The sequence below is a fragment of the Chitinilyticum aquatile DSM 21506 genome, assembly GCF_000430805.1.
Taxonomy (GTDB): domain Bacteria; phylum Pseudomonadota; class Gammaproteobacteria; order Burkholderiales; family Chitinibacteraceae; genus Chitinilyticum; species Chitinilyticum aquatile.
In genome coordinates this window covers 371,429-385,149 of sequence record NZ_AUMS01000004.1, presented here as the reverse complement: position 1 = coordinate 385,149, position 13,721 = coordinate 371,429, and the positions used below count along the sequence as shown (strand labels likewise).

12 protein-coding genes are annotated in these 13,721 nt (G+C 63.9%); 9 read left to right on the top strand and 3 right to left on the bottom strand.

The features are described from left to right. Positions 1 to 8: 8 nt before the first annotated feature. From H559_RS0104645 to H559_RS0104615, 7 genes are all read left to right on the top strand, one after another. Entirely contained in the window at positions 9 to 428 is a 420-nt protein-coding gene (locus H559_RS0104645; RefSeq protein ID WP_028451729.1) for a GNAT family acetyltransferase, read from the top strand. A gap of 175 nt (positions 429 to 603) precedes the next feature. Further along, positions 604 to 3,501, top strand: coding sequence for a tetratricopeptide repeat protein (locus H559_RS0104640; protein ID WP_028451728.1), 2,898 nt, complete (start codon positions 604 to 606; stop codon positions 3,499 to 3,501). Beyond that, the gene (locus tag H559_RS21445) at positions 3,494 to 6,406 is read left to right on the top strand and encodes an ATP-binding protein (protein ID WP_051278936.1); all 2,913 of its coding nucleotides are present in this window, start codon (positions 3,494 to 3,496) and stop codon (positions 6,404 to 6,406) included. Before H559_RS0104640 ends, H559_RS21445 begins: the two co-directional genes overlap by 8 nt. After that, complete coding sequence (locus H559_RS0104630; protein ID WP_028451727.1) at positions 6,403 to 7,341, top strand: diguanylate cyclase domain-containing protein; 939 nt, start codon at positions 6,403 to 6,405, stop codon at positions 7,339 to 7,341. Before H559_RS21445 ends, H559_RS0104630 begins: the two co-directional genes overlap by 4 nt. A gap of 230 nt (positions 7,342 to 7,571) precedes the next feature. Beyond that, entirely contained in the window at positions 7,572 to 7,904 is a 333-nt protein-coding gene (locus H559_RS22900; protein WP_028451726.1) for an ArsR/SmtB family transcription factor, read from the top strand. Between the two features lie 103 nt (positions 7,905 to 8,007). Then, a complete protein-coding gene (locus H559_RS0104620; RefSeq protein ID WP_081412871.1) occupies positions 8,008 to 9,093 on the top strand; it encodes a permease in 1,086 nt (361 codons plus the stop codon). 14 nt (positions 9,094 to 9,107) lie between these two features. After that, a complete protein-coding gene (locus H559_RS0104615; protein WP_211230890.1) occupies positions 9,108 to 9,347 on the top strand; it encodes a thioredoxin family protein in 240 nt (79 codons plus the stop codon). Positions 9,348 to 9,419: 72 nt separating this feature from the next. Here the strand turns inward: H559_RS0104615 and H559_RS0104610 are convergent, their stop codons facing one another. Together H559_RS0104610 and H559_RS23295 are read right to left on the bottom strand one after the other, a co-directional pair. Further along, positions 9,420 to 10,736, bottom strand: coding sequence for an enoyl ACP reductase FabMG family protein (locus H559_RS0104610; protein ID WP_028451723.1), 1,317 nt, complete (start codon positions 10,734 to 10,736; stop codon positions 9,420 to 9,422). Between the two features lie 4 nt (positions 10,737 to 10,740). Continuing rightward, positions 10,741 to 10,869, bottom strand: a complete 129-nt coding sequence (locus H559_RS23295) for a hypothetical protein (protein WP_281171350.1) — start codon at positions 10,867 to 10,869, stop codon at positions 10,741 to 10,743. A gap of 165 nt (positions 10,870 to 11,034) precedes the next feature. Between H559_RS23295 and H559_RS0104600 the strand changes: the two genes are divergently transcribed. Beyond that, the gene (locus H559_RS0104600; protein WP_028451722.1) at positions 11,035 to 11,538 is read left to right on the top strand and encodes a GNAT family N-acetyltransferase; all 504 of its coding nucleotides are present in this window, start codon (positions 11,035 to 11,037) and stop codon (positions 11,536 to 11,538) included. On the opposite strand, the gene H559_RS0104595 is transcribed toward H559_RS0104600, so the two are convergent. Continuing rightward, positions 11,539 to 12,336, bottom strand: a complete 798-nt coding sequence (locus H559_RS0104595) for an AraC family transcriptional regulator (protein WP_034639661.1) — start codon at positions 12,334 to 12,336, stop codon at positions 11,539 to 11,541. A gap of 96 nt (positions 12,337 to 12,432) precedes the next feature. Here H559_RS0104595 and H559_RS0104590 point away from each other — a divergent pair, with 96 nt between their 5' ends. Continuing rightward, entirely contained in the window at positions 12,433 to 13,647 is a 1,215-nt protein-coding gene (locus tag H559_RS0104590) for an MFS transporter (RefSeq protein ID WP_034639659.1), read from the top strand. Positions 13,648 to 13,721 lie beyond the last annotated feature (74 nt).

The window sequence follows — 13,721 nt, the reverse complement described above, 5'->3', positions numbered from 1 at the left end:
AGAGAGACATGGAAATCCGCACCTATACCCACGCCGACCTCACTGCTGTGCTCGCCATCTGGCAAGCCTGCCACCTGCTGCGCCCCTGGAGCTCGCCGGAGTACGACATCGCGATGAAGGTCGCCTTCCAGCCCGACCTGCTGCTGGTGGCCAGCATGAACGACCGGGTGGTCGGCACGGTGATGGCCGGCTATGACGGCCACCGTGGCTGGATCAACTATCTGGGCGTGTTGCCGGACTATCAGCGGCGCGGCATCGCCTCCGCCCTGATGCAGGAAGCCGAGCGCCGGTTGCTGGCGCTGGGGGCACGCAAGATCAATCTGCAGATCCGGCGCGACAATCTGGACGTGCAGGTGTTCTACGCCAGCCAGGGCTACAGCGATGACCAGGTGGTCGGCTGGGGCAAGCGGCTGGCAACGGCCTCCTGAGCGCCCGAAATACATGGCACTGTATATGCCCATAGCCCATTGAATGAAATGGCTATGGGCATATACCCATAGGGATAAATAAGCCACCTGCCACCGGGCCACGCCGCCGCACGCGATTTTCCTGCAAGCCGTAAGCCTTTGCTATACCGAGAAAATCGGGGCGAGGAGACATGCGATGCTCGACATCAGCGCCGCCGGGGTGGACGATCTCCCCGCGGCATGCCAGCTGCTGGAAGACCAGTTCCTGCTGGACATCAATGTGGCACTGGCCAGCAGCCAGCAATTGATGGCCCGCTGCCGCGAACTGCACGCGCCGGAAATGGCCAGGCCCTGGCTGCTGCACGCCAAGATGCTGTGGGGCGTCGGCAATTACCCGCAGGCACTGCTGGCCAGCAATCAGGCGCTGCAGTGCATCCGCAATGAAAACGCGCTGCACCTGCTCGCCGAGCATTACCTCCAGCGCGGCCTGATCCAGATGAGCCTGAAGCGCAACGGTGTCGCCGCCGAGGATTACGCCACGGCCATCGAAGTAGCGCTCAACCGCGGCCAGATCAGCGTCGCCATCGAGGCCTTCATCAGTATCTCGCAGTCCTACGGCATGATGGGAATGAACGAGGACGCCCGCCGCATGCTGGAGCTGGGCCACCGGCTGGCGCTGTCAATCAACGACCACAAGCAGATCGGCAAGAGCGCCATTTTCCTTGCCGGCAACCTGATCCTGCGCGACAACCACCGCGAGGCGCTGCGCATCCTGCGGCAGTCGGAACCCAGCCTGCTGCGCCACGGCGACATGACCTGGCTGGTCGAATGCGGCAACTACATCGGTGTGTGCTACCTGCACCTAGGGGAGCACGAGCTGGCTGGGCTGTATTTTGAAAGCATGTTTGCGCTGGCGCGCGCGATGAACGCCCTGTGGAGCCGCGCCGTCACTTCCATCAACTACGGCCGCTATCTGCTGGAAACCGGCCGCCCGGCGGATGCGCTAGGCATCCTGCTCGACATGCAGGATGGTGCCCGCCAGTTCGACATGGGCTTTCTGCAGCGCGAATCGCTGCAGCTGCTGTGCCGGAGCTGCCGCGAGCTGGGCGACTACGGCCAGGCACTCACCTATCTGCGCCAGTACGAGACCCTGATGCTCACGCTGCTGCAGCACGGCATGGCGCAGACAGCTGGTGGCTCGCCGCTGCACCGGCCACGTCTGGAGCACATCCGCCGCAAGATCACCCAGATGATGGGCGAATTCGAATACATGGCCAATCTCTTCGCTCCCGGTGAAGTCGGCGTGCGCAGCCAGCAGATGCGCATGCGCTGCCTGCGCGCCCCGCCTGGGACGACGCTGCTGCACCTGACGGTCAGGCCCGATGCAGAAAGCCCGGATCTCGCCGAGCAGCGCCTGCACCGCATCCTCTGGCGCGAGCTGGGAAACGACAATCTCTGGCTCTGCCTGCAGGCGCATGCCTATCTGATCTACCCGATGCAGCAGGATGCCACCAGCCTCGCCCGCCTGCAGGAAACACTGGAAACAGCACTGGATTGCTTCCCCTGGCGCTGGCACGCGCTTGAACCGCCGCAGCCGGTGCTGGTCCGAATCAGCCGCGATGCTGCCCTGCAGCTGCTACCGGGGCGGGAGGGGCAAGTGGCGAACAGCAATGGATACGCGCAGCAGCTCGACGCGCTGGAAGCGGAGCTGGAGCGCGGCGAAGAACCGGAGCAAGCCGGGCTCGACACGCTGCTGCGTACCCTGACGGCCCAGCAGCATCCCGAGCTGGGGCGCGCACGCCTCGTGCAGGGCATCGCGCATCTCAATACCCTGCGCAATGCCGAGGGCTGCCATATGCTGCGGCAGGCCTGCCTTACCCTGCAGGAGCAGGGCGACATGGATTATCTGGTCCGCGCCAGAATGCAGCTGGGGGTCGGCCATCTCGCGCGCGGGCAGCTATGCCTGGCGGTCAGATCGACCATCGACGCCATCGAGCTCGCCATCGACCTGGCTGACTACCCGGTAGCGATCGAAAGCTATCTGTATGTCGGGCAGATTTTTCTCGCGCAGGGTGCACACTCGGAAAGCCTGCCGATGTTCCGTACCGGCCTTGAGCTCGCCCGCTGGATCAACCACGGCAAGCTGATCGCCAAGGCCGGCATCCTGCTGGCCGAACAGCTGCTGCGCGAAGGCCAGGCGGACAGCGCACAAGCCATCCTGCGGCAGGTAGAAAGTGCAGTCTGGCAGCATGGCGATCCCACCTGGCAGGTCGAACTGCACTGTTTCCTTGCACGTTGCGGCCAGCAGCTGGGCAGCCCGGCAGAGCAGATACGCCAGTACTACCAGGCCGCATTCACGCTGGCCAGGGACAGGCAGCTGCTGTGGGGGCTGACCAGCGTGGTCCGGTATTACGCCGATCACCTGCTGGCCTGCCACGAAGCCGATGCGGCTCTGGCGCTGCTCGGGGCCGCCGAGCCGGCCTGTTGGCAAAGCGGTCATGACATTGCAGCACAATTTTGCGAGTGCCATTACCGCATCCATTGCCAGCGCGAAGACTGGCCGCAGGCACTGAAATGGCTGCAACGCGAGGAAGCAGCACGGCTGGCCGGGCTCAGCCAACCGGACTCCGGACAGAAAAAAATGGGACCAAAACAGCTGAAAAACACGATCAGCCGGCTGCTGCGCCTGCGCATGCAGCTGGAAAAACACGTGGGCTGGATGGAGCCCGAAGCGCACAGCCGCCAGAAACGCACTCTGGTGGCACGCCTGCAGCACGCGCCTGCCGGACAGTCCGTGCTGGAACTGCACTGCACACCCAGACCGCAGTTGCACATCAGCGACCTGCTGTGCCGGCTGATCGACAACCACTGTTCGCCCAGCGACCTCTGGATCGAGCAGACACCGGGGCGCTATCTCATCCTGCCGTCGCGGCAGGATGCCATGCTAGGCCAGTTCAGCCGTGCGCTGCTGGACAGCCTGCACGCCTATCCCTGGCAGCGTCACGGTGCACCACACTGCCGATTCAGCCTGAAACAGAGAAACGATCCGGACGAGCTGGCCCGCGAGCTGGCACAGGAGATCAGCCATGTCTGACACATCGCATCTGCTCGGGCAGATCGAACGGCTGCGCCACAGTGATGCCCGCGACTACCCTCAGGCACTGCTACTGGCCGAAGCACTGGAGCAGCAGCCCGGCAGCATGAGCCAGAAAGCGCTGGCGCTCTTTCATCAGGGCGAAGCACTCGAAAAAATGGGGCGCTTTCCGGAAGCCGAAGAGCGCCTGAAGCGCGGCATGCAGCTTGCCGAGCGCAGCCGCGATGCCCATGCCCAGCTGCTGATTGCCGATGTGCTGGGCAAGGTCTACTACACGCTGGGCCAGCCCAATCTGGCGCTGCGCTGCTGGGGGCGCGGGCTGGAGCTGGCGCTCGATCAGGAATCGCTGCTTTCCTACATCAACATCTACATCGGCATCGGCGGCATCTACATGCTGTACGGCATGCACGATGAATCGCTGCGCCACCACCTGACAGCGCTCGATTATGCGCAGGAGCTCGATGATGCCTACCTGCAGCTCAAGCTGCACATCTGGCTGGCCAGCGATTACAACCAGCAGGGGCGGCACGCCGAAGCACTGCAGCATCTGGAGCTGGCGCGCGCCAACCTCGGCAAGCTGCCTGCCGGCACCGAGTACACCGAAGTCGGCCTGCATTCCGGCGATGCCTGGCTGGGGCTGGGCGAGCTGGAAAACGCCCTGAATGCCTACCAGGACACCATCGTGCTGGCCGAGCGCTACAGCGCGCGCTGGTGCCTCAGCCCCTGCCTGCTGGGGCTGGCCCGCATCCGCCTGCAGGAAGGCCAGGCGGATGCCGCGCTGAAACTGGCGCAGGATGCGCTGCAGGCCGCGCGGCAGAATGCGGCACTGTTTCACGAGCTGAAGTGCCTGGCGCTGCTGACCACCATCGAGGAAGCGCGCGGCAATCCCCGCCAGGCCCTGCTGCATTACGAAGCCCACACGCAGTTGAACATCCGCATGGCGCAGGAGCGCAATGTGAACCAGCTCGAAGGCAGCACCCTGCGCAAGATCCACCGCATGGAAACACGCATGCGCCTGCTGAAAACCGAACAGGAACGCCAGCGCCTGCAGGAAGACGCCATCCGTCAGCAGGCGGCGCACCTGGCCGAACGTCAGTCCCTGCTGGCGATCAATCAGGCCAAGAGTGATTTCCTTGCCATGATCAGCCATGAAATCCGCACGCCGCTGACCGGCGTGATCGGCATGCTGCGGCTGGCAAAAAAACAGCCCGAACTAACCCCGACAACACGGGGCCAGCTGGAAACCGGGCTGGAAAGCGCCGAACTGCTGCTCGACATCATCAACGACATCCTCGATACCTCGAAAATCGACGCCGGCAAGCTCGCGCTGGAGCACATTCCCTTCGACCTGCACCAGGTCATTTCGCAGGTGAGCAAGCTGATGCAGCCCAAGGCGCAGGCCAAGGGAATCGGCTTCACCGTCGATACGCGCTACCTGCCGCGCGTGCATTACCTCGGCGATCCGGTGCGCCTGCGCCAGATCCTGTTCAACCTGCTGGGCAATGCGATCAAGTTCACCGAGCAGGGCCATGTATCACTCACGGTGTATGCCGACGACACGATGGTGAAGTTCAGCATTGCCGACACCGGCATCGGCATGGACGCGGAAACGCGCTCGCACCTGTTCCGCAAATTCGAGCAGGCCGATACCTCGACCACGCGCCGCTACGGCGGCACCGGCCTCGGGCTGGCGATCAGCCACGGCCTCGTTCAGCTGATGCAGGGCAGCATCGGCGTGACCAGTGCTCCCGGCGAAGGCACCACCTTCCGTGTCGAGCTGCCGCTGCCGGTGACCGAGATGGCCGGCATTCTCGGCGAAGACGGCAACACGGAGAAACCGTTGACCCACCAGCTGCGCGTGCTCTATGCCGAAGACGTTCACACCAACCAGCTGCTCGTGCAAACGCTGCTGGGCGAGATGGGAATGGATATCGTCGTCGTCGACAACGGCCGGCAGGCACTGGAGGCACTGGCACGCGACGATTTCGATCTGGTACTGATGGACTGGCGCATGCCGGTGATGGACGGCATGACCGCCATCCGCCACCTGCGCCAGGGCGGGCTTCCCGGACTGCCGGTGCGCGACCCCGGTATCTTTACCGTCGCACTCACCGCCAATGCCTCGGAGCGCGAGCAGGAAACCGGCGCGCACGCCGGGCTCGACGAATACCTGATCAAGCCGCTCGACCCCGATGCACTGCAGCGCACACTGCAGCACGCCATCGATTACCAGCTGGCACGTGGCAGGACACTGCCACCGCTGATCGCGCGCACCAGCGCACAGAGCAGTACCGGCAAGCAGCCGCCGTGGCTGGCGCAGCTGGGCACATTGGGGATCAATGTCAGCGCTGCCCTGCCGCGGCTGAATTTCAACACCCCGCGCTACAACAACTGGCTGCGGCGTTTCTTCCAGGAACAGGAATCGCTGTTTGCCCAGCTCGAACGTGGCCCCAAGGCCAGCCAGCAATTGCTCGAACGCGTGCACGCCATGCGCGGCGTAGCCGGCACGCTGGGGCTCGATGAGTTGTTCCGTATCAGTACCGGGCTGGAGCAGGCCCTGCGCCGGCAGGATGAAGGCATCAATTACCAGCCGCTGCTCCAGTGTTTCACGCAGTTGCGCGAGCAGATCCTTGCCGTGCTGCCGCCCGAAGCAGAACCCGGCGGCACCGCCGGTCCGCAGCTGAGCCGGATACCCGCCGCGCTGGATGCCGAGCTGCAGGCCCTGCGCCATTCACTGGACAGCAACAGCCTGCGCGCACGTCGGCAGTACGAAGCACTGCTGCAGCAGGCCCCGGAAATCCATGCCCTGCTGCAGCCGGTCGGCCGTGCGCTGGCCAGTCTAGACTACCCCGCCGCCCGCGCGGCGCTGCAGCAGCTGATTGCATCACAGGAGGCCTCGCCATGACTGCCGACTCGCATTACATCCTTGTGGTCGACGACCAGATGAGCAATATCGAACTGCTCGACGAACTGCTGGGCAGCGACTACGAAATCCGCTTTGCACTGGATGCCGAAGGCGCGCTGCAGCGCATCGCCCAGCAATTGCCCGAGCTGATCCTGCTGGACGTGATGATGCCGGGCACCGATGGCTACACGCTCTGCGCACAACTGAAGGCCGATCCGGTCACCCGTGACATTCCGGTCATCTTCCTGACCGCGCTCGCCACCCCGGACGAAGAAACACGCGGCCTCGAAGCAGGCGCGGTCGATTACATCACCAAGCCCTTCACGCCTGCCGTCGTCCGTGCCCGCGTGCGCAACCATGTCGAGCTCAAGCGCAGCAAGGACATCCTGCTGGCCCTGTCGCAAACCGACGTGCTGACCGGACTTGCCAACCGCCGCTTCCTGTTCGACCGCCTCGCCAGCCTGCTGCCCGACCCCGAGCAGCACAGCCGCAGCCTTGGGCTGATCCTCACCGATGTGGACGATTTCAAACGCTACAACGACAGCTTCGGCCATCCGGCCGGCGATCACTGCCTGCAGCGCATCGCCGACGTGATGCGCGCCGCGCTGCGCGGGCAGGGCGATCTGGCCGCACGCTATGGCGGCGAGGAATTCTGCTGCCTGCTGCCCGATGCCTCGCAGGAACAGACGCTGCAGATTGCCGAGCGCATCCGCGCCGACGTTGAAGCCCTGCACATCCCGCACTGCCGCACGGCACGTCATCCGCATGTGACGCTGAGCATCGGCGTCACGCACAAACCGGCCGGCCGCCATCAGCCGATCAGCGAACTGCTGGGGCTGGCCGATCAGGCGCTCTACCAGGCGAAGGCCGCCGGTCGCAACCGCGTCATCTGTGCAAAGGATTCGGAGGAAGATCAGCCGGCGCACGGCGCCTGATTCATACCCCTAAGCCTATTGCCATGCAGCCATTTGAAATAATTGTCTGCATCAATATACCCAAGGAAATTGATGGTCATCTCCTGGCAACAGGAAGGATGCATCTCTGCGCCACTGCCACGAAGCATCCAGCCGGTTTCGCCCGCTTAATGGAACAAGGCAGGCTGCGGGGGTCGACATGGCTGCTCCCATACTGCAAACTTCATCCACAAAACCGCATATATATCTCCATGATCGTCATCGACAAGCTGTTCCAGGCACTGGCCGACCCGCAGCGACGCCGCATTCTGGCCATCCTCTGCCGGCAGGATGAAGTGTGCGTATGCCAGTTCACCGGCGTACTCGGCCTGCCGCAGCCGAAAGTCTCGCGCTATCTGGCACAAATCCGCGCCGCTGGTCTGCTGGATTGGCGCAAGGAAGGCACATGGACGCACTACCGGCTCCATCCTGAATTACCGCGCTGGGCTTGCCGCCTGCTCGACGACCTGCTGCTGGAGCCGGCCACTGCCACACAGCTGCACGATGATCTGGCACGGTTGCCCTGCCGGCGCAACGGCCGCTAATACATGCGATTTTCCGCATGTATATTTGATGGCGGTCAAGGGTATCCAGCATGCCGCAGCGCATGCTGACCGGATACCATTTTTGCACTGGACTGGAGTGATCATGACCGATCACGAATCGCCACCTACCGGCAACTGTTGCACCGGGCAGTCCCATGTTGCCGGCAAACTGGGCATGGACAGGCGAATGTGGAGCGTCAGCGCTGCAGCCTTGCTGCTGTGGGTACTGCTCTATTCGCAGCTGGAGCGCTTTGCCGACTGGCTGAGCTTCGGCGTGCTGTCATTGCAGCCGCGCAGCCATCTGGGCGAGGCCGTGCGCTTTTTCGTGTATGACACTCCGAAAGTCCTGCTGCTGCTCACGCTGGTGGTGTTCATCATGGGGGTGGTGCACACCTTTTTTACCCCCGAGCGCACGCGCGCGCTGCTTGCCGGGCGCAGCAATTTTCTGGCCAATGTACTGGCGGCCAGCCTCGGCATCGTCACTCCCTTCTGCTCCTGCTCGGCCGTTCCGCTTTTCATCGGTTTTCTCACCGCCGGCGTACCGCTGGGCGTGACCTTTTCCTTCCTGATTGCCGCACCGATGATCAACGAAGTCGCACTCGCGCTGCTCTTCGGCCTGTTCGGCTGGCAGGTGGCGCTGGCTTACCTGCTGCTGGGGCTCAGTGTCGCCATCGTCGCCGGCTATGTAATCGGCAAGCTCGGGCTCGAACACTGGGTCGAACCCTGGGTTTACGGTATCGGCGCAGCGCCGGCCGGTGCTTCATCAACACCGGACTGGCCGGAACGCCTGCAGGAGGGCTGGCGCAATGTGCGCGAGATTGTCGGCAAGGTCTGGCCCTATCTGCTTGCCGGCATTGCCATTGGCGCCGGCATCCACGGCTATGTGCCGGAACAGCTGCTCGCCGGCATCATGGGCAAGGAAGCCTGGTGGTCGGTGCCGCTGGCAGTGCTGATCGGCGTTCCCATGTATTCCAATGCGGCCGGCATGATTCCGGTCGTGCAGGCGCTGCTGGGCAAGGGCGCGGCGCTCGGCACGGTGCTGGCTTTCATGATGTCGGTGATCGCGCTGTCGCTGCCGGAAATGATCATCCTGCGCAAAGTGCTCTCGATCCGCCTGATCGCAGTATTTGCCGGCATCGTCGCGCTGGGCATCCTGCTGGTCGGTTTTGTGTTCAACGCCCTGTTCTGACGAGGAGAAATACCATGACCATGAAAGTGACTGTTTACGGCCCCGGCTGCGCACGCTGCACGCAAACCGCAGCCCTCATCAAGGATGTCTGCGACGGCCTCGGCATCGCCTTCACGCTGGAAAAGGTCAGCGACTACGCCGAAATCGCCAAAGCCGGCGTCATGGCTACCCCGGGCGTGGCCATCGATGGCAAGGTGGTTTCCACCGGCAAGATCCCGACCGTGGCAGAAATCCGCAGCTGGCTGCCGGGTTAAGCCTCGGTTGCATGCGGCAGGGAAACAAAAAGGCGGCCCGCAGGCCGCCTTTTTGCTGATGCCGGGCAATGATCAGTTGTGCAGCTGGTTCAGCTGGCGCGCGATCACGTCGTGGTTCAGCCACAGCACCGGGCCGGCCGGGTTGGCGGCTTCGCGGAACATCAGCGGGCCGGTGCCTTCAAGCACCAGTGCGCTCAGCAGGTCGGTCACCAGCGCGGTGCGTTCCTTGTGCAGATTGGTGATGGCTTCCGAGGTGCCAATCATCACCTCGGCCAGCTCCGGCGAATTGTCCATCGGCCAGCGGTCGAAATCACGGAACTCGGTGATCACGCCGTCAGCGTTGTAGGACTCGATCTGGTCAAGCAGATCCTGCAGCGATACGCCGTCCTTCAGCAGGTCGGCACAGGCCTGACGCTGCACATCGGCCCAGGCGCCGCCGTTTTCGTGCTTGAGCGCATTGAGCAGCGGGAACAGCGAGAGCTCGACGCCGACGAAGATGTCGGACGAGTTGGTGCGGATTTCCGGGCAGTTGAAGACAGTCGCCTTGATGCCCTTTTCCCACGCGGCTTTCGCCACGTCTTCCAGGCGCTTCTTGGCATAACCCTGCGTGTAGTTGGTGTAGGTCTGCCACTGGTAACGGCCGTCGATCAGGATTTCGGTGCCGTGGTAACCGTAGGCCGTGTAGCGGGCCTGCCCGCCGGTTGCTTCGACACGGCCGCGGATCGCCGCGCTGGCGTCGATCAGGTACTGGAAGGTGTTCGCGGTGACTTCGTCGAAGTTCATCAGGATCAGCTTGCCCAGATCGCTGTCGAGCAGTGCGCGCGAGGACATGAAGCGCTCGCCACGGCCCTTGTAGATGCGGTTGGCGATTGCGAGGAACACTTTCACCTTCGGAATACCGCCGGCCATGGTGTGCGCGAAGAAGACATTGCTGCCATCGGGCACCAGGCCATCGAGCTCGGCCATGGCGCGGGCAGCGGAATCCTTGAAGCGCTGTACGCCGACCGCGCGGCAGCGTTCGATCTGCGCCCAGTCGAGCTTGTCGTCCTGCCAGCTTTTCAGTGTCAGCGGTGCAAGCAGGTCGGTCGGGGTCGGCTCGCCTTCCGGCGCGTCAAGGTCAAAACCGGCCATCAGCGGCACATTGATGATCTTGCCGCCGAGATTGGCTTCGGCTTCGGCGTGTTCTTCTGCGGTCAGCGGACGCAGTTTCTGGTTTTCATCTCGACGGCCGACAGTCATGCCGACAATCGTCATACCGGCCGCGCGGGCCTCATTCACCAGACCGTTGGCGTAGCCACGGCCGAACAGTTCGCCGAACAGCACGAAGACATCGCCCTTGCGGAAAATGTGGCTTTGCGGAATGTCGCGCAGTGAAGTCGGTGCAGCCATAAAATCAGTAATCCTCAACATCAAATTTGAAAATGCGCCCTTGCCGGGCTGCGCCGGGCAACGCGGTGGCGGCAGAAATGCCGGCGTCCGCGCTGACTGTGACGCCAGAATGGCGCTCAGTGTAGCGCAGCATGAATTATCCGAGTAAGTGCTTTGTACGGGAAAAGCCCGATTATTCAATCATCCAGAGCCCGGCGAGCATGCATGCGAGGCCGCAAACGCCTTTCGGGATGCCCTGCGCAGCCGTTCCGGCCCCTCAGGGGCACACCACAGACTCACGTTCAAGGAAACCGCCCGCATGACCTCAGCCTTGCAGATCCGCCCCGCCCTGCCCGCCGACTGGCCGGCCATCTGGCCCATCCTGCACACGACCTTCGCCAGCGGCGACAGCTATCCCTTTGCGCCCGACAGCAGCGAGGCCGACATCCGCCATGCCTGGCTTACTGTACCGGCCGCCACCTTTGTCGCCTGCGACGAAACGGGCAACGTGGTCGGCACGTATTACATCAAGCCCAACCAGACCGGGCTTGGCAGCCATGTGTGCAACTGCGGCTACGTCGTCGCGCCGGAGGCCGCCGGGCGCGGCATTGCCACCGCGCTGTGCGGGCACTCGCAGCAGACTGCCGTGGCGATGGGCTTCAGGGCCATGCAGTTCAATCTGGTTGTCTCGACCAACACTCGCGCGGTGCGGCTGTGGCAGCATCTGGGCTTCAGTGTGGTCGGCACGCTGCCGGGCGCATTCCGTCATGCCCGCCTCGGCTATGTCGACGCGCTGGTCATGTTCAAAACCCTCACGGCCTGATCAGACCGGCGCGGGTACGGCAAAGAACTCGCTTGGCGCCACGCCAAACTGCCGCCGGAACATCGCGGTGAAGGCACTCGGCGAGGCATAGCCGGCATCGAGCGCCACATCCAGCACGCGATCACCTGCCGCCAGCCGCTGCAGCGCGTACAGCAGGCGCGCCTGCCGCCGCCATTCGCCAAAGCTCATGCCGGTGGCGCGCAGAAAACGCCGCTGCAGCGTGCGCACATCGACGCCTAGCTGTGCGGCCCATTCCTCCCCGCCGCGCGTATCGTCCGGCATGCCCTGCAACTGGCGGCACAGCGGTGTCAGCAGCGCATCATCCGGCCAGGGCAGTGCCAGCGGCAGCGCCTGCAGCACCACGATTTCATCGAGCAGCAGGCGCAACAGCCGCCCTTCGCGCGTGTCGTGCAGCACGGGCGGCTGGAAGGTGACAGCGGCCAGCAGCAATTCGCGCCACAACGGCGTCACCGCCAGCACGGTGCATTCGACCGGCAGGCCGGCAACCGCGTCGGGGCGCACATAGACACTGCGCATGCGCGCGGCGCTGACCACATGAACTTCGTGCCATTCGCCGGCCGGCACATAGATGGCCCGGCTGGGCGGCACCACCCATTGCCCGCGCGGCGTTTCCACGCGCATCACGCCTTCGACCGCGTAGAGCAGTTGCGCCACCGGATGCGTGTGGCGGATGGTGTGGGCTCCCGCCGGGTAATCGATGGATTTGGCAATCATCAGGCTTTCACCCATCAGCTGGGGCGGGCCGATCTCCTCGATCAGCTTTCCGGAATCACTCATGCCGCTTTCTCGCTAGTTGACGCCTTACTCTAGCAGGACAGACATGACAGCGTCACCTAAGATGGGCCTTCCCTCTTTACCGATCCGGAGCCTCCCATGACGAACTCTGCGACCGCTACCCTGCCAGCCAGCGCCGCAACGGGCGACACCCGTTACCGCGTGCTCGGCGCCATCAGCCTCGCGCACTTTCTCAACGACATGATGCAGTCGCTGATCCTGGCGATCTATCCGCTGCTCAAAGGCAACTATCACCTCACTTTTGCCGAAATCGGCCTGCTCACGCTCACTTACCAGTGCTCCGCCTCGCTGCTGCAGCCACTGGTCGGCATGATCACCGATCGCCGCCCGCAACCGCGCGCACTCGTGGTCGGCATGGGGTCGACGCTGCTCGGCCTGCTGTTGCTCTCGCAGGCCACCACCTTCCCGCTGCTGCTGCTGGCCGCTGCGCTGGTCGGCACCGGCTCGTCGATCTTCCACCCCGAATCATCGCGCGTGGCGCGCATGGCATCGGGCGGGCGACATGGCCTCGCGCAGTCGCTCTTCCAGGTCGGCGGCAATGGCGGCACGGCCGTCGGCCCGCTGCTGGCCGCGCTCATCATCCTGCCCTATGGCCAGCACAGCCTGGCGTGGTTTTCGCTCGCGGCACTGGCCGCCATCATCGTGCTGTGGCAGGTCGGCAACTGGTACCGCCAGCATCTGGCCAGCCAGCCGGCACGCCAGCGCAGGGAAACCGCCGCCCCGCTCTCGCCCGGCCGCACCCGCCTGGCGCTGGCGGTGCTGGTCGCACTGGTCGTCACCAAATACACCTACCTCGCCAGCCTGCACAGCTTCTACACCTTCTACCTGATGGAGCATTTCGCGGTGCCGGCGCAGAGCGCACAGTACTACCTGTTCGCCTTCCTGTTCGCCGTTGCCGCCGGCACGCTGCTGGGCGGGCCGCTGGGTGACCGCATCGGCCGCCGCCGCGTGATCTGGTTCTCGATTCTGGGCGTTGCGCCCTTCTCGATCGCGCTGCCGCACATGGGTCTCACCGGCACGCTGGTGCTGAGCATGCTGATCGGCTTCATCCTGTCCTCGGCGTTTTCGGCGATTCTGGTCTACGCGCAGGAGCTGGTGCCGGGCAAGGTCGGCATGATCTCGGGGCTGTTTTTCGGGCTGGCCTTCGGCATCGCCGGGCTGGGCGCCGCACTGATGGGCTGGCTGGCCGACCATTACGGCATTGTCGGCGTGTATGCGCTGTGCGGCTGGATACCGCTGGCCGGCATCGTGGCCGCGTTGCTGCCCGAATTGCGCAAGCAGAGCGCCGCATAAAACCAACCTGATCCTGTCTCTGTTTCAGGAAGTCTGTAGAACAAAGCCGCTGGTTAGCACGTTCAGCCCTGAAA